The organism is Chryseobacterium sp. NG-CE01 (assembly GCF_055695505.1).
On record NZ_CM146369.1, the window covers coordinates 2,510,609 to 2,527,852 of the forward strand.

The window sequence follows — 17,244 nt, forward strand, 5'->3', positions numbered from 1 at the left end:
TAATAATTTATCCATCATCAAAGATTGTGGCGAACACTGTAGAAGAAATCAAGCGACCGATCAATGAGGAAATGAAACTTTTCGAGCAGAAGTTTTATGAATCCATGCAGAGTAAAGTACCTTTATTAGATAAAGTCACGCGTTTTATCGTTACTACAAAAGGGAAGCAGATGCGGCCTATGTTTGTTTTTCTTTGCGCCAAGCTTGTTGGCAACGTTAATGAAAAAACGTACCGCGGTGCCTCCATGATTGAGCTTATTCATACCGCAACGCTGGTTCATGATGATGTAGTGGATGAAAGCTTTAAACGCCGGAATTTCTTTTCAATCAATGCTTTGTGGAAAAATAAAATTGCCGTTTTGGTGGGAGATTACCTTTTATCCAAATCGGTTTTATTATCAACAGATCACAAAGATTACGATTTATTAGGCGTTATTTCAAGAACAATCCGTGAAATGTCGGAAGGTGAGCTCCTGCAGCTGGAAAAAGCCAGGAAACTGGATATTACCGAAGAAGTGTATTACGAAATCATTCGCCAGAAAACCGCGACTTTAATTGCAGCCTGCTGTGAAATAGGCGTGCTTTCAAACAATGCCGATGAAGTACTGGCTAAAAAAATGATGGATTTCGGAACCTTTACGGGAATGGCCTTTCAAATCAAAGATGACCTGTTTGATTACCTGAGTTCCAACGTAATAGGAAAACCTTTAGGAATTGATATTAAAGAGCAAAAGATGACGTTACCTTTGATATTTACCCTAAGGAACGCCGACGAAAAGGATAAAAAGTATTATTTCAATACTATTAAAAGACATAACAATGATCAGAAGCGGGTAAAAGAGCTGATCAGCTTTGTAAAAAGTTCCGGCGGGCTGGATTATGCCATTTCTGTGATGAAAGATTTTCAACAGAAAGCTAAAAATATTCTCAATGAATTTCCGGATTCCGAAGCCAGAAAATCTTTACATATTATGCTGGATTACGTAATTGAGCGAAAATTTTAAATTAAATTATTTTCATCGTTACAATAATAACGGCTAAAACTATGCAAAATAAAGCTGTTAAAAATAAATAATCCGCAATAGTTTCAAATCTGTGTCCAAGCTTTTCATGGGTAGATCTTATCGCAAGAAACGAAAAGAAACAGCTGAATGCGAAAAACAGGCAGGCTACACCCGCAAATTCGTCCAAATGAGTACTGTGGCTCATTTTAGTGATCTTCAGAGATGTGATGATCACCAGTGAAAAGCCCAGCAAATTACTTGAAGCATTCAGAATATGGGTGGATTTCTTCTCCATCTTTACAATTTTTTTCTAATATAAATACAAATTTTTTTTATTATCAAATATTTAAAAAAGATTATTAAAAATTAAAATTAATTTAAAAAGTGTATATTAGCAAAATACTTCAAGAATTATAAAATTTTTTATCGGGCTATGCAGACAACCTATATTGAAACACAGCAAATTTCCTTTCAAGACTTTAGAAATCAGATACTTGAAGATTATAAGTTAGGAAGGATTTCTCGCGAAATGTCATATTTGGGCAGAAGAGAAGTTCTTACGGGAAAAGCTAAATTTGGTATTTTTGGGGATGGTAAAGAGCTTCCTCAGCTTGCAATGGCGAAAGTTTTCAGAGATGGAGACTTCCGTTCAGGGTACTACAGAGATCAGACCTTTGCACTGGCGGTTGATGCATTAACTGTTGAAAGCTTTTTTGCTCAGCTGTATGCAGATACTAGTGTTGAAAGAGAGCCAGCCTCTGCAGGAAGACAGATGAACGGGCATTTTGCTACAAGAAGTCTTAATGAAGATGGAAGCTGGAAAGATTTAACAGCTCAGAAAAATATTTCATCCGATATTTCTCCCACTGCCGGACAAATGCCAAGATTATTAGGATTGGCGCAGGCTTCCAAAATATATAAATCAGTAAAATTTGAAGGTTCTGAGAAATTCTCAAAAGACGGGAACGAGATTGCTTTCGGTACAATTGGTGATGCTTCTACGGCAGAAGGCCATTTTTGGGAAACGCTGAATGCCGCCTGTGCGCTTCAGGTACCGATGATCGTTTCAATCTGGGACGACGGCTACGGGATTTCCGTTCCTACCATGAAGCAGAGAGCAAAAGCAGATATTGCTGAAATGCTGAGCGGTTTCCAGAGAAAAGAAGGTGAATTCCAGGGATGTGAAATTATTCAGGTGAAAGCTTGGGATTATCCGTCACTATTGGATGCTTATGCCCGAGCAGAACAGTTTGCAAGAATGGAAAGCATCCCGGTGGTAGTACACGTTGTAGAAGTTACCCAGCCGCAGGGACACTCCACGTCAGGATCTCATGAAAGATATAAAAATGAAGACCGTCTGGCCTGGGAATCCCAGTTTGACGGCTTGGTGAAATTCAAAGAGTGGATTCTTAATTATTCCATTGAAATTGACGGAAAAGAACAAGTGCTTGCAACCGCCGAAGAACTGGATGCTATTGATGAAGAAGCTAAAAAAACAGTAAAAGCGGGACAGAAAAATGCATGGGAAAACTATCAGAAGACCATCACAGATTTAATCAGTTCGGTATTGCCTTTCGTTGAAAACCTGAAAGGACAAAACTCTGAAATTGAGAACTATATCAGCCAGTTCAATAAACTGGTTTCCAAAGCGAAGAAAGATGTCTTCCATTTGGTGAGACGCTCTTTACTGGCAACCAGAGGAACCAATTCTGCAGAAAGAAATCAGCTGATGCAGAAATACAATGAGATTTTTGAAGTCGAAAAAGACAATTACTCTTCTCATTTATATTCTCAGTCTCAATGGAAAGCGGAAAATGTAAAAGAAATCAAGCCAGTCTATTCTGAAAATTCTGAAGATGTTGACGGAAGAGTAGTGGTAAGAAATAATTTTGACAAGATTTTTGAAAAATATCCTGAGACATTGGTTTTTGGTGAAGATGCCGGAAATATAGGTGACGTAAACCAGGGACTCGAAGGAATGCAGGAAAAATACGGTGAAGTTCGTGTAGCTGATACCGGAATCCGTGAAGCTACAATTCTTGGACAGGGAATTGGTATGGCGATGAGAGGTTTGAGACCGATTGCTGAAATCCAGTATTTAGACTATATTTTGTATTGTTTACAGGGAATGAGTGATGATCTTGCTACGGTTCAGTACAGAACTAAAGGAGGTCAGAAAGCTCCTGTAATTATCAGAACAAGAGGTCACAGACTGGAAGGTGTTTGGCATTCAGGCTCTCCGATGGCGGGAATTCTTAATCTTTCCAAAGGGATTTTAGTTTTGGTTCCGAGAAACCTTACAAAAGCTGCCGGATTCTATAATACGATGCTTCAAAGCGACGACCCGGCCGTAATTGTTGAATGTCTGAATGGATACCGTTTAAAAGAGAAGCAACCTGATAATTTAGGTGAGTTTACTGTTCCTGTTGGAAAAATTGAAGTTACCAAAGAAGGAAATGACGTGACTTTAGTAACATACGGTTCTACGTGGAGAATTGTTATGGAAGCAGCGGAAGAGCTTGAAAAATTAGGGATTTCTGCGGAAGTGATTGATGTGCAGTCATTGATTCCTTTCGATTTAACTCACGAAATTGCTGAATCGGTGAAGAAAACCAACCGATTGGTGGTGATCGACGAAGATGTGGAAGGCGGAACTTCAGCGTTTATTTTACAGCAGATCTTAGAAAAACAGAAAGCCTTCAGATTCCTGGATTCTGATCCGTTGACGATTTCTGCAAATGATCACAGGCCGGCTTATGCAAGTGACGGAGATTATTTCTCTAAACCATCTGCAGACGATATGGTAGAAAGAATCTATGCGATGTTTAACGAAACAAATCCTCAGAAATATCCAGCGATATTTTAACTGAGATTTTACATAAACTTTGAAACCGCTTCTTTTGGGAGCGGTTTTATTGGATAGAAGAATTCATAGATTATAGATATTATGCTACAAGATCAAATAACTTTAAAAACACGTCATAGAAATTTCGTAAAGAAAATTTCAGAGAAAGAAATTGTCTATGCCTTAAAAAACAGTGAAGGATATGCGACCTCCTCCTCAAATGAAGTAGAAGATGAAGAGGGTAATCCAATTGAAATAATTTGCTTTTGGTCAGATATTTCTATCGCAAAATCATGTATAGAAAATGAATGGAATGAATATGAAATTAGTGAATTAAGTTTATCGGAATTTTTAGAAAATTGGTGTGTCGGAATGAGTAACGATGGATTAATAATCGGGACAAATTTCGATAAAAATCTTTTTGGCTATGAAATTGAACCTTTGGATTTAATTTTAGAAATTATTTCAGAATTGAATTTATTAAATAAACAGATTATATTTAACAAGTTTGATGGTATTCAGGATTTAGAATTTCAAATTAAAAATATTCTTGAAAATTAAAATACCATTTAAACAACACTCTTCTGCACCTTCTTTCCTTCCATAATCATCTTACAAGCCTTCTCCTTTTCCGGATCATAAATATGATATTTCATTTCCCATTCTTCAAGCTGGTACAAAATAGGAAGCAATGCTAAACCTTTCTCCGTCAGAGAATATTCAACCCTCGGCGGAATTTCTTTAAACTCTTCACGAATCACCAGTCCGTCGGATTCCATTTCCCGAAGCTGGTCGGTAAGCACTTTTCTGGAAATGACATTAATGCGCACCGCAAGCTCGCCGAAACGCAATTTCCGGTCTTTTATTACCAGAACAATGATCGGTTTCCATTTGCTTCCCAAAGCAGACATAGCCTTACCGAGAGGACAGCTGTATTGCATTAATTCGTTCTTTTTCATAAAGGTTTATTTCTCATTTTGTTTGTCTTCGTTGAACATGAAGTTCACAAAGATTTTTTTATACTAACTGTTTCAAGTTTGACAAAGCCGTTTCACTTATAAGAGGGTACAAAGATTTAATTATATCAATTCTTTTAACATTGTCAACCGAAGTCCTCGACCTCAATCTTAGCCTTTACCTCAACCTTATCGTTACCTCCATGTTACCATCATCAGTTACCGCAAAGTTACCACTTTTTTTCTTCTAAAGATACAAATATGAACTATTATTAGTTACTTTGTGTAACAAATATAAAAAAGTAAATCTAAAATGAGCACAGAATCATTATTTACACCTTTCAAGTACAAAAATTTAGAACTAAAAAATAGAATCGTCATGGCTCCGATGACAAGAGCACAATCGGACAACGGAGTACCCACACAGCAGATCGCTGATTACTACGCCAGAAGAGCAGCTGCAGAAGTGGGATTAATCCTTTCTGAAGGGACGGTAATCAACCGCCCGGCTTCGAAAAATATGCAGAATATCCCTGATTTCTACGGAACAGAAGCCTTAAACGGATGGAAAAATGTAATTGATGCTGTACACCAAAACGGCGGAAAAATGGGACCTCAGATCTGGCACGTTGGAGATACCAGAAGTACACCGGATTATCCTTTGGAGGATATGGAAAAAGCTTCAACAATGACATTGGAAGATATTCAGGATACGATTGCTAAGTTTGCAGAGTCGGCCAAATCGGCTAAAGATCTTGGTTTCGATGTATTGGAAATTCATGGCGCTCACGGCTATCTGATTGACCAGTTTTTCTGGGAAGGAACCAATACCCGAACCGATGAATACGGCGGAAAAACCATTAAAGAAAGAAGCCGTTTTGCAGTAGATGTTGTAAAAGCCATCAGAGCTGCAGTGGGAGAAGATTTCACGATTATCATTCGCCTTTCCCAATGGAAACAGCAGGATTATTCGGTAAAATTAGCTCACACTCCTGAAGAGATGGAAGAATGGCTGTTGCCGTTAAAAGAAGCAGGAGTTGATATTTTCCACTGTTCACAAAGACGATTCTGGGAACCGGAATTTGAAGGTTCCGACCTCAACTTTGCAGGTTGGGCAAAGAAAATTACCGGTCAGCCAACCATTACCGTGGGATCTGTAGGACTGGAAGGCGATTTTATGGCTGCTTTCGGAGGACAGGGAACGGAGAAAGCAGATTTAACGGAACTAACGAAAAGACTGGAAAGAGGAGATTTCGATTTGGTTGCCGTTGGACGTGCATTGCTTCAGGATCCGGAATGGGCAAAAAAAGTAAAAGAACAAAATACCGAAGCGCTTCTTGACTTTTCAGCAGAAAGCCTCGGCGTATTATACTAAAGTTTAATTATCAATAGTGGGTCTGCTTCGCTGCCTGTTTGATTTTTACAACTTTTCTGAACGGGCAATTGCTATTCACTGACGAAGTAAAATTCACCGTTGATGATTTTACCATATCTTGATTACCTATTTAAATTTTTTTCCAAAACCGCCTGAGAATATTCAAAGGCGGTTTTTTTCAAAAGCAAAACCACTTTTCGTTTTCAGGAAAGTGGTTTTTTAACAGATTTAAATATCTAAAATGTCAGATAATTCTAACAACGTGATCGTTTACAAACCTATATTTTTGGTAGGCTTCAGCTGTTTTCTGATGCTTTTCGGAAGAGCATCCTTGTGTACCAGAATTGCAGTGGATTTATATTCTACATACGGTCTCGTTACATAAATATATCCTTCAAAATCATTTGTTACACCCCATGAATTTTTCACCATATAGTATTCTTTTCCGCTCTGGTCTTTTGCAAGCCCCACGATATGCATGCCGTGGTCATCGGTTGTGGACAGGTTGTTTAAAGCCTGCTGACGCATATCTTCCGTAATGGTTTTGTCTTTTTTAGGTTCAGTGAATAAAGTTCCTTTGTTCTCATTATTGATCTGGTCAAGATTCATATCCGGAACATATGCCACTCCGTTTTTGTAAGAAAAATACGGTTCGGAAACATCCGTTGCCCAGCCTACGGAATAGCCTTTATTTACCGCATTGTCAATAATTGCCGTTAGATCTTTCATTGGAACATTCCAGTCAGAGTCATGGCTCCAGTTGTCCGGAATAGGAACAACAAATTTCTGGAAGTAAGGATAATCTTTATAAGAAGAAATTTCAACATAATCTTCAGGATTGATGCCTACTACTTCTTTCGCAAAAGTCTGTGGCGTGTAAGATTTTCCTTCGTAGGTAAAGTTAGCGGGAATTTTTCCCAGATACTGATCCAGAATCGCATCTACGGAAGACATCCAGTTGTCGGTTAATTTTCCTTTAGCGCCGGCCTGAACCAGACTGTCAAGAACGGGTTTCAGTTTACCCTGCATTTCAGAGAAATTATTTAGCGTCTGTCCCTGTCTGAGCCCTGTGTAAACGTCCTGTGGAACAGCTCCGTATTTTTTGTACATGTTGATGACATCATGCAGCTCACCGCCGTCGCCCCAGCTGATTGCTCCATTATTTAATACATATAATTTTGCCTTATCATGGTAAGAATTTCTTGCCGTGAAGATTTCTGCAAGATCAACAGGCTTTTTACCCATTCTCTGCATTTCAGACTCCAGGAAAGAGTTTCCCGAATAGCTCCAGCACGTTCCCGAAGAACCCTGGTTTTTTACCGAAGTCGCACCCACATCTTTCAGCGTGGTAAACTGGAAATTGGCATTTTGAGACTGGTTGTTTTTTAACTTGTTGATTAAGTCATCCTGAGCAAACATCATACTTCCTGCAGACAAAACAAAAAGTAATGATACAAATTTTGAATTTTTCATTACTATAAAATATTATTTATACGAATAGTCGTTGGTAATAAAGATTTGTTACAGCTTTAAAGGTTAAATGCAATATTGAATTTTTGGAGCTGTTTCGCGCTTTCGCTACTCGCTTTTTTCTGTTTTCGGCGGCGGCAAAGCCGCCGCCGAAAACAGAAAAAGAGCTCAAACATGCCGCTCAATCACGGCTAGGGTAGAGGTCTTTCATAACCTTCCGGAAATGTCCAATACATCTTGTCATGATGAAAACATTCATGAACAATTAGCTTAAATCCTTCCGGCATGAAAACCTCCGGCAATAATTTTTAAAGCAATCTGTGTGAATGAAAGGGAGTGATCTATTAATTCAAAATCAATAGTCATTTTTTACTTTGCCTCATTCGTAAGATTTCATTACTTTTCAAAAAAAAGTTTATCATGCTTCCAACCTTTTTGAGTTTTTCTGCATCTGTATAGATATAAAGCCTGATTATGGAACGAGAGTTACTACTACAATGTCAGCGGAACGACCGCAATGCCCAGCGGAAAGTCTATGAGAAAATGGCAGGAAAATTATATGCGGTCTGCAGACGGTATCTTAAGAACGATGAAGATATCGAAGAAGTGCTTGCCGATACATTTTATAAGATCTTTATAAAAATAGACCAGCTTCAGAATCCGGATATTTTTGAAGCCTGGGCAAGAAAAATTACGGTCAATGAATGCCTGCAGAAGCTAAGGGCGGCGAAACGTCTGCATATTTCTTTAGAAGAAAATCACGTCATAAGTTCCAATACAGTGAGTGAAAATGCTTCTTTTGAAAAGGATATTCTGCATCTTCTCAACTTTCTTCCGGAAGGCTGCAGAGCAATTTTCAATCTTTTCGCTATTGAAGGATATCCTCATAAGGAAATTGCCGTTATGCTTTCTATCAGCGAGGGAACGTCAAAATCCCAGCTCAATTTTGCAAGAAAAAAACTTCAGGAACTTCTGGTGAATCAAAATGTTTAAACTTTACAACAATGGAAAATAATCACGATATCGATAAAACTTTTAATGAGGCTTCTCAGTCTTTAGAAGAACCTGTAACTTTTCCGGGACTTGATAAAGTTTGGGCTAAAGTTGAGGACAAGCTTGATCAGAGAGAAGAGAGAAAACATAAAAGAATTCCTGCGTGGCTTCCGTACGGAATTGCCGCCAGTCTGCTTATTGCTTCCGGGATTTTTTATTTTACCTCTACACAAGATAATGATACAACGATTAACGAATCGGTTATTGCAAAGAATACAGTGGATGAAAAAATTTCTTCTCCACAGATTTCTGAGCAGATCCGTAAGACCGACAGTGTGGTAAAGGTAAATATTCAAAAACAAATTGTATCAGCTCCGGCTATAAAATTAGCCCGAAATGAAAAGCAAAAGTCTCCTGTTGCTTCATTAATGCCTCGGGATTACGAAACCGAATCTACATCGTCTTTCGATAATACTGTACTTGAGATTAGAGAAGAAAGAGCAATTATGGACAGCATAAAACGGAACAATATAGAAGAAGTTATCGCAAAGGGCATTAAAAAAGAAAAAGCTTCGATGAATGCTTTGGCTTCCAACAAGAGAATTTCTGATCTGAATAAAATTGCAGATACTGCAGATTATGATTATCCGGATTTAAGATTCAGTCGCCGGGAAAAACAACAGGAACCTGAAATACTTTATAAAAAATCTTCTGCAAACCCATATAAACCTCTTGCACGAAATTCCGGAAACAGAACTTTTTTGGGTGAAAAGCAAACTGTAGCTTCTCTTAACGGTTTTGCGCCGGGTCTCAGCATCAATTCTGTTTCGGGCGCAACGGGTTTGGGAAGAGTGGATATTTCGGTAGGATATCAGGCAAATTCCAAAACGGGATCTGAACCTTTGGTTGTTATCGACGGCGCAGTCTCAGATATCGAAACTCTCAAAAAGATAGCGCCTTCAAAAATTGACAATATTTCCGTAATCAGTAAAGAAAAAGCAGGAGGGATGTTCGCCGGAAAAGCAAAGAATGGTTTAATTGTCGTTATCACAAAAGATATTTCTAAAACAGAAAAACAAAGGCTGAAAAAGCTTCTTGAGGAAAAAGACCCCGAAAAATAATACTGTGCTTTTAAAAACTAATAACCATTTTATCATACATCTGGAAAGGAACTTTGGAAGGAGTTTCTTTTTCTAAATTTTAATAACAAAAACCATGAATAAGGTTTATTATTTACCTTTTTTACTTGCCGTGAATTATTTCTCCGGCCAAAATTCGCAGCTGTATCATTCCGGAATTTTTTTAAATGAAAAAGAGAAGCCACAGAACTTTTTAAAAGTTCTGAATAAAAACAGCGGTGTTTATGAGCTTACTGATGAAAAAGGTTTTGCAATAATTGCAGCAAAACAATATGATACCCTGGTTTGGAATAACGGTAAAAACAAAGCGGTAATATATTATCCGCAGGAGCTTAAATCTATTCTGGAAAGGCAGGTAAAAAGAAAAGACGTGGATCACATTCCAAATAAAGTTTATGACAGTCTTGTTTCCGGAGAGCTTAAAGATGAGTTCAGTATTGAAAAATCCAGGCAGAGCTTAATAAATAATTCCGACTTTTATGCTGTCAGAAAATTAAAAGAAGCGAGTAAAGATCATTTCAAATTAAAAAATCGTTCACGTAAAATTTTGTTTCTAAACGGGAGCTTTACTACTTCTTTCGACGTGAAAAACAGAAATTCCGTTCCCGAGACTCAAAATGAATACGTTCAGGGAAGATCTGAAAACGGACAGCTGGTTTGGAGAGGTCCTGAAACAGGCGAAATGTTCAGCTTTGGACCGGCTATTTCTGTTTTGCAGTTTGATAAACAGTCGTATGAATATGATCAGAACGGAAGACTGATCCCCTTAGAGAGCGGAAATAATCCTGCAAAACCTTATATAAATGATATTTTCCAGACAACAATTGGTTATAATAACCAATTAAGGCTGAATGCCTTCATCAAAAGCAATGAAAACAGGTATGATGACCTATTCAGGATTTCCCTGGAGCTCGGACAACACAAGAATCAGACCTATTTTAGCGATCAATACAGTATTTTGAATTCATTAAAGACGAAACTAAGCTCAAAAATTCTAAAATTCTCATTGAATTTTGCGTTCAGTTACGATGAAAATAAAGCGACAAATTCCAACAGAACTGGGCTGTTTAACAGAGCATATCAGAATTCTTTACTTACGCCTGTTTCTTTTTCAAATAAACAAAGTCCCTTTTTGCCAGACGGACTGCAGAGGAGCTATAGCGGATTTGCAGATAATCCCGATTTTTTATTGTATCCAAATAATAAATATAATTACAGCGATAGGAGAAGACAGTACAATCTTGGCATTTTAAGAAGCTGGAGCTATTTTAAGGTGAGCATTAATCAATCTTACGAAAATGATGTGTTCAGTAATTTAGATGAATACAAGCTATCAACTTCCGGATTTTCAGGCGGCTTGAAAAATGAAAGAATACAAAACAACCGATTATACAATTCTAATATCTTATTAACATATAGGTTTGGTGAAAGCGACTGGCAAAATACATTTAGCTTTAATCAAATTATTAATAATCAGGAATCAGATATTTATAATACCCTGCAAAATAAAAAATATGCTTATCAAAGAACCTCGCAGGATTATATTTTTGAGTATAAACTGAACTACGAAAATTACAATGATTTTGAGATGGGAATGAATCTTGGAAATTCTTTCTATATTTCAAATACTTCACTGAAGAATAGTTATTTTCTTCCTAAAGTCGGTGCCTTTATCACTTTGAAAGACATTTTCAGCTGGCGTAATATCGATTTTAAGATTTTAGGAACGTACACCCAACTTAGTTCAGAACCAGAGATTACCAGATCTTATGCTCCTTATGCGACAACTTTATTTAACGCTGAGAATTCAAATCAATATTTTCCGCTGCAGGAAGCTGATACATTCCGGAACCTGTTGAATATAGAATCAAAGGAATGGAAAACGGGTTTCAGACTTACATCCAAAAACAATTTAGGGGTGGAGGCAGAATATTTTAACAGAAGATTTACCAACGATATTTTTCCTGTTTTTCACGATAATAAGCTAAAGCTGAAAAATCTTGCGGATCACACCTACCGCGGATATGAGGCGACTTTATTTTATGAAAATATTTTTTTGGGACGAGATTTCAGAATGAGTCAGAAAGCTTCATTTTTCAAATATAGAGATGTGGTAGACAGGGTAGATTTCGGGTATAATCATCTTGCGCTATCAGGATTTAAAGATATTTATAAAACAATATCAGAAAATGAGGTTTTGGGAGCGGTAATGGGAAGTTATTTTAAAAGGAATGCCAACGGAGAAATAATCATTGATGAATCAGGATATCCTGAAAAAGCGGAAGGAATGAAGATTATCGCAGATCCGACACCTGATTTTGTTATGAAATTTAGCCATAATTTCAGCTATAAAATGTTTTCTTTTGACCTTAATTGGGAATGGAAAAAAGGTGGCCAGCTATGGAACGGAACTCAGGCTGTTCTCGATTATTACGGACGCTCCCAAACTTCGGGAAATGAGAGAAACATCAAAAATTATATTTTTCAGGGAATAAATGCTGCCGGCAATACCAATCAGGTTCCTGTTGATTTTTATGACCCCGGTCAGGATGTTTCGCAGAACCGATGGACACGCTACGGCTATTTGGGTGTTGCGGAAAACGACGTTCAGAAAGCTGATTATGTAAGAATTAATACAATTTCGTTAACGGCAAAATTTGATGTCGGACAATTTAGCAGAGCGTTGGGCATTACTTTTTATGTAAACAATATTGTGCTTTGGCAGGCAAATCACGGTGCAGATTCTAACCAGAATTTCTACGATGCTGATAACGGAAGAGGATTGGATTTTTTTAATCTGCCTTCTTATAAAACTTTTGGCTGTATGGTTTCATTTCAATTTTAACGTATGAATTTTAAGGTATTATCATTTGTTTCAGCATTATTCTTTCTGGTTTTCACCTCTGTTTTAAAAGCTCAGGAACCATTTGGAAATTTCGAAAAAGAGAAAACATATATCCAGACCAATCACGTTTTTTATAAACCTGGTGAGGAAATGTACTTTAAAATCTACACCGTTCGGGCAGAAAATAATCTTCCTGCAAATCAGAGTAAGGCTGTGAATTTTGAACTCATTGATCCGGCTGGAACTGTTGTGAAAAGAGCCAAATATGAGATCACAAATGGATATTCCGAGGGATACTTTAATTTCAGCAACGATATGAAGGGCGGAATTTACAGGCTTCGTGCTTTTACCAACTGGATGCAGAACGAAGATGGAAAAAATGCTTTTGAAAAAGAAATTACGCTGCAGAAAATTGTATCCCCGAGAATTCTGATGAAGCTTGAATTTCCTAAAAAAGGCTATGGCTCAGGAGACGAGGTTCTGGCCGATTTTTCTATGAGAAGCCTCAGCAATCTGCCAATTCCTTTCTATGAAGGAAATTTTACAGTACAGCATAACGGAGAAACCATTTCCGAAGGAAAGTTTATCACAGACAAAGAAGGGAAAAATCAGCTGAAATTTAAACTCCCTGAAGTTCTGAAATCTTCTGATGCTTTATTGAATATCAAAATAAATTTCGACGGCTTTACCGAGTCAATTTCCCGGAATATCCCGATCGTTCTGAACAATCTTGAAGTAAAGTTTATGCCCGAAGGGGGAACACTCGTTAACGGAATTGAGCAGAATATAGCCTATAAAATTCTTGATGAATTTGAAAAGCCGGTTGACGCAACATTGGAAATTTTCAATCAGAATCATCAGAAAGTTACAGAAACATCAGCCTTTAATTTCGGAATGGGAAATTTTTATCTTACTCCTAAAAAAACAGAAAGTTACTATGCTAAAGTTTTGAAACCCGACAATATTTCCGGGATTTACCAACTTCCGGCAGCAAAAGATAACGGTATTGTCTTTAATGTAAATAAAGAAAACCAGAAGATTTATTTTAAGATTATTTCAACGGAAGAAAAAACACTTATAGTTAAAGGAAGTTTTCGCGAAAAAGAAATTTATCACAAAATCATTCGTGTGACAAACGGACGGGCACAGTTGGAAATTCCTGAAAACGAACTTCCTGCCGGAATATGCAGATTCACCGTTTTTGAAGACAATATTCCGTTGGCGGAAAGAATCGTGTTTACTAATGAAAACAGACAAATGCATGTGAAGGTAAAGCCTGTGAAACAACATTATCTGCCGCGGGAAAAAGTGATTCTAAATATCGAGACAACAGACGAAAATAATAATCCCGTTCCGGCAAATTTAGCGGTAAGTGTGGTCGACGATAAGTTATGGACTTACGCAGACGATAAACAAAATCATATTATTTCGTGGCTTCTCCTTGATTCTGAATTGAAAGGGAAAATTGAAAGACCCCAGTTTTATTTCGATAAAAAAGAAGAGAAAAGAGTTAAAAGCCTTGATCTGGTAATGCTTACCAACGGGTACAGATATTTTGAAATGATTCCCGAAGTTATTCAGAAGAAGAAATACAAGTATCTTCCGGAGAAGAAAAACCCCGTTTACGGAATCGTAGAAGATGAAAATGGAAACCCTGTAAAAGCTGATGTATTCCTGATCAGAGACAGTAAAATATTGAAACAGACAACTGCTGAAGATGGATTGTTTTATTTTTCAGATCTGGACAGGCAATATTCGCAAAAGCTTATCGCAAAATCTCATCAGCCGAAACAGCAGGTCAAAATCCGAATCTTATCTTATAAACTTGCCGTAAATCCTCTAAGCAAAAAAACAGTAAATAATGCAGATGTGGAAGAAATTGTAAAAGAAAATTTAAAACCGGAAGATAAGATAAAGTTAACAAACGATGATGGAGAAAAATTAACAGTTTCTATTGAGAACAAGCCGAATTCTTCGGTGTTAAAACCTTCTGGCAGAACGGATACCGTCAAATCTCAGAAAATAGAAGAAATTGTTGTTGTCGGGTTTGGGCAGAGCCTGCTAAAAGCAAAAAGTACCGTTTCGTCTCATGTAGTTGAAAACAGTGAATTCAACAATCCTGTGTTGTCTTCTGTTTTGTCGGGCAAAGTAGCAGGAATTTCAGTTGCTCCTGCAGGTCAGCCGGGAGGTAACATCAATGTTCAGATCAGAGGATCTGCCTCTCTATCCAATAAAACACCTTTATATATTGTTGACGGCGTTCCGGTAGAAAACTTTAATACAACCATTAATCCGAATGACATCAACAGCGTAACTGTTTTAAAAGATGCGGCAGCAACTTCTATTTATGGAAACAGAGGAGCAAATGGAGTAGTGATCATCAATTCTTACAAAAATAATCGTTCTAAAATCAAATTTGATATTACTCCCAAATCATATTATGCAGTTTTAAATGTTCCGAATGACAGTCTGGTTTCTTATGATTATACAAGGCGTTTCTCCTATCCGGTGTATCCGACCACCAATACATCTTACCGTTATGATTATAGGGAAACGCTTTACTGGAATCCTGTTGTAGAAACCGGAAAAGAAGGAAAAGCACAGGTGGAATTTTATAATTCTGATGCCAGTACCACATTCAGAGTTATTACGGAAGGGATCTCTTCTTCCGGCCAAATCGGGCATGATGAAACAACTTATGCCGCACAAAGCCTGATTTCTGTTGATGCCAAAATTCCTCAGTATGTAACCAGAACAGATGAAATGATTATTCCGGTGGTCATTAAAAATAATTCCCCGGAAACCAGGAAAATGGTTATGGATGTTATTGTTCCGAATCGTGTAAATCTGGTAGCATCTGATAGTACGATTACGCTGAAACCGTTGGAGTCCGGTAAATTATTTGTGAAAATCCTTACTAATCAGGTTATTTCCTCAAACATACAATTTACCATCAGATCAGGAGATTTCAGGGAAACGATGATTCTGCCTTTTAATGTGGAAGAAAAAGGGTTTCCTTATCATTATTCAACAATCAATAATAAATCCGAAGTGATCAGCGTCAATATTCCGGATTATATTGAAGGCAGTTTCTTTTCTTCTTATTATGTGTATGAAAACAACGCATTGCAGATGTTTGAAGATATTGAGCGGTTAAAACGGGAGCCTTACGGATGTTTTGAGCAGCTTTCATCAACCATTTATCCTAATACTTTTATTCTGGATTATCTGAAGCAAAGTAAAAAAATCACTCCCGAAACCGAAACAGAGGTGATTAGGAACATTAAAAAAGGCTATCAGAAAATGCTGAGCTACAAAAACAGTGACGGCGGATTTTCTTATTTCGGATCGTCGGAATCGGATGTTGCGCTTTCTGCTTTTGCGCTGCTTGAGTTCAGAGATTTAAAAAAATATGTGAATATTGATCCCAGGATTATTCAGGGTCTCACCTCATTCATATTGTCCAAGAAAAACACGAACGGAATTTTTGATGTAAGAAGAGATTATGAAAAGAATGAAGCTTTTTCAGATTTTGCATGGTCCAGGAATATATACGTATTGTATGCCCTGTCTAAAATCGGGATCAGAAATTTGGATGATGCTTATAATACAAGTCTGAAAAGGGTATTGGCTACCAAAGATTCTTACCAGCTGGCTTTAATGGCAAATGTTTCGTCAGATTTGGGTAGAAGCAACGAATATCAGGATTTAATAGGAATTTTAAATAAACAATTTGACAGCAGGAATGTAAAAACAAAAATTACTTTTACGGGTTCCAGAGGATTTTCAGCACAATCGGAAACGCTCGCGCTTTATCTCATGGCTTTGCAGAAAGATAAAAAAGTGAACGCGTTAAAAAAAGCAGAAATTGCTGATGAATTAATGAATTTAAATAGTTACTATGGTTTCGGGTCTACACAGGCAACAACTCTGGCACTGGAAGCGCTATCGCTGTTCTTTGCTGAAAATGAGAAACTGTACGGGACTGAAAAGCCGTTCATAAAAATAAATGGTGCAGAAGTCACACCAAATAGTTCTCTGGCTTCTGCGTACAAAGCCGGTGAAAATACCATTGACACTCATTATTCTTCAGAAAAAGGGCTTACTTATAAACTGGATTACGGCTATTATACCTTAAAAGCTCCCAAAAGCGCAGATATTCCTTTAACCATGAATACCTTCTTAAAATCTGAAACGGCAAAAACAGGAGAAACCAACAGATTGACTGTAACGGTTTCCAACAAAGTGAATAATAAACTACCGATGGTTACCGCGAAAATCGGTATTCCGGCGGGATTAACTTTGCAAAATGCTTTATTAAAAGATTTGCTGGATCGGAATGAATTTTCTTATTATGAGATTTTTGATAACTATTTGGTTTTGTACTGGGAACATTTTAATGCCAACGAAACAAAAATTATTAATCTGGATCTTAAAGTAGAATTTGGGGGCGAATATACTGGTAAAGCGAGCAATGTGTATCTCTACTATATGCCTGAAGCAAAGTTCTGGAATGAAGGAATAAAAGTTAAAATTGAGTAAAAAAGAAATCTTTCACCTGAAACTTTTCTGAAAATCTGCATCCTTAAATATAGCAGCAGAAAAAACTGAAACTTC

11 protein-coding genes are annotated in these 17,244 nt (G+C 37.4%); 8 read left to right on the forward strand and 3 right to left on the reverse strand.

From position 1 onward, the window contains the following. Positions 1–26: 26 nt before the first annotated feature. Positions 27–1,004, forward strand: coding sequence for a polyprenyl synthetase family protein (locus ACYT6F_RS11825; RefSeq protein WP_472597873.1), 978 nt, complete (start codon positions 27–29; stop codon positions 1,002–1,004). Position 1,005: 1 nt separating this feature from the next. Here the strand turns inward: ACYT6F_RS11825 and ACYT6F_RS11830 are convergent, their stop codons facing one another. Beyond that, the gene (locus ACYT6F_RS11830) at positions 1,006–1,299 is read right to left on the reverse strand and encodes a hypothetical protein (RefSeq protein WP_472597874.1); all 294 of its coding nucleotides are present in this window, start codon (positions 1,297–1,299) and stop codon (positions 1,006–1,008) included. Between the two features lie 138 nt (positions 1,300–1,437). Here ACYT6F_RS11830 and ACYT6F_RS11835 point away from each other — a divergent pair, with 138 nt between their 5' ends. Both ACYT6F_RS11835 and ACYT6F_RS11840 read left to right on the forward strand, forming a co-directional pair. Then, positions 1,438–3,870 (forward strand): alpha-ketoacid dehydrogenase subunit alpha/beta, encoded by a 2,433-nt coding sequence (locus ACYT6F_RS11835; protein ID WP_472597875.1) that lies wholly within the window; start codon positions 1,438–1,440, stop codon positions 3,868–3,870. An 81-nt stretch (positions 3,871–3,951) separates the two neighbouring features. Then, complete coding sequence (locus ACYT6F_RS11840) at positions 3,952–4,410, forward strand: DUF2750 domain-containing protein (RefSeq protein WP_472597876.1); 459 nt, start codon at positions 3,952–3,954, stop codon at positions 4,408–4,410. Between the two features lie 8 nt (positions 4,411–4,418). Here ACYT6F_RS11840 and ACYT6F_RS11845 read toward each other — a convergent pair whose 3' ends face one another. Continuing rightward, complete coding sequence (locus ACYT6F_RS11845; RefSeq protein ID WP_472597877.1) at positions 4,419–4,808, reverse strand: winged helix-turn-helix transcriptional regulator; 390 nt, start codon at positions 4,806–4,808, stop codon at positions 4,419–4,421. Between the two features lie 310 nt (positions 4,809–5,118). Between ACYT6F_RS11845 and ACYT6F_RS11850 the strand changes: the two genes are divergently transcribed. After that, positions 5,119–6,180: an NADH:flavin oxidoreductase gene (locus ACYT6F_RS11850; protein ID WP_472597878.1), complete on the forward strand. Its 1,062-nt coding sequence runs from the start codon at positions 5,119–5,121 to the stop codon at positions 6,178–6,180. A gap of 270 nt (positions 6,181–6,450) precedes the next feature. On the opposite strand, the gene ACYT6F_RS11855 is transcribed toward ACYT6F_RS11850, so the two are convergent. After that, positions 6,451–7,653: a C1 family peptidase gene (locus ACYT6F_RS11855; protein WP_472597879.1), complete on the reverse strand. Its 1,203-nt coding sequence runs from the start codon at positions 7,651–7,653 to the stop codon at positions 6,451–6,453. Between the two features lie 471 nt (positions 7,654–8,124). Here ACYT6F_RS11855 and ACYT6F_RS11860 point away from each other — a divergent pair, with 471 nt between their 5' ends. From ACYT6F_RS11860 to ACYT6F_RS11875, 4 genes are all read left to right on the forward strand, one after another. After that, the gene (locus ACYT6F_RS11860; protein WP_472597880.1) at positions 8,125–8,643 is read left to right on the forward strand and encodes an RNA polymerase sigma factor; all 519 of its coding nucleotides are present in this window, start codon (positions 8,125–8,127) and stop codon (positions 8,641–8,643) included. Between the two features lie 11 nt (positions 8,644–8,654). Beyond that, complete coding sequence (locus ACYT6F_RS11865; protein WP_472597881.1) at positions 8,655–9,764, forward strand: hypothetical protein; 1,110 nt, start codon at positions 8,655–8,657, stop codon at positions 9,762–9,764. Between the two features lie 94 nt (positions 9,765–9,858). Then, entirely contained in the window at positions 9,859–12,627 is a 2,769-nt protein-coding gene (locus ACYT6F_RS11870; RefSeq protein ID WP_472597882.1) for a hypothetical protein, read from the forward strand. 3 nt (positions 12,628–12,630) lie between these two features. Continuing rightward, on the forward strand, positions 12,631–17,169 hold the full coding sequence (locus tag ACYT6F_RS11875; protein WP_472597883.1) for a TonB-dependent receptor plug domain-containing protein: 4,539 nt from the start codon (positions 12,631–12,633) through the stop codon (positions 17,167–17,169). Positions 17,170–17,244: the final 75 nt, after the last annotated feature.

Bases quoted from the DNA above. Each gene is read 5' to 3' on its own strand.
- ACYT6F_RS11870 (WP_472597882.1), top strand. From the start codon at position 9,859: ATGAATAAGGTTTATTATTTACCTTTTTTACTTGCCGTGAATTATTTC.
- ACYT6F_RS11875 (WP_472597883.1), top strand. From the start codon at position 12,631: ATGAATTTTAAGGTATTATCATTTGTTTCAGCATTATTCTTTCTGGTT.
- ACYT6F_RS11840 (WP_472597876.1), top strand. From the start codon at position 3,952: ATGCTACAAGATCAAATAACTTTAAAAACACGTCATAGAAATTTCGTA.
- ACYT6F_RS11830 (WP_472597874.1), bottom strand. From the start codon at position 1,299: ATGGAGAAGAAATCCACCCATATTCTGAATGCTTCAAGTAATTTGCTG.
- ACYT6F_RS11850 (WP_472597878.1), top strand. From the start codon at position 5,119: ATGAGCACAGAATCATTATTTACACCTTTCAAGTACAAAAATTTAGAA.
- ACYT6F_RS11860 (WP_472597880.1), top strand. From the start codon at position 8,125: ATGGAACGAGAGTTACTACTACAATGTCAGCGGAACGACCGCAATGCC.
- ACYT6F_RS11845 (WP_472597877.1), bottom strand. From the start codon at position 4,808: ATGAAAAAGAACGAATTAATGCAATACAGCTGTCCTCTCGGTAAGGCT.
- ACYT6F_RS11855 (WP_472597879.1), bottom strand. From the start codon at position 7,653: ATGAAAAATTCAAAATTTGTATCATTACTTTTTGTTTTGTCTGCAGGA.
- ACYT6F_RS11835 (WP_472597875.1), top strand. From the start codon at position 1,438: ATGCAGACAACCTATATTGAAACACAGCAAATTTCCTTTCAAGACTTT.
- ACYT6F_RS11865 (WP_472597881.1), top strand. From the start codon at position 8,655: ATGGAAAATAATCACGATATCGATAAAACTTTTAATGAGGCTTCTCAG.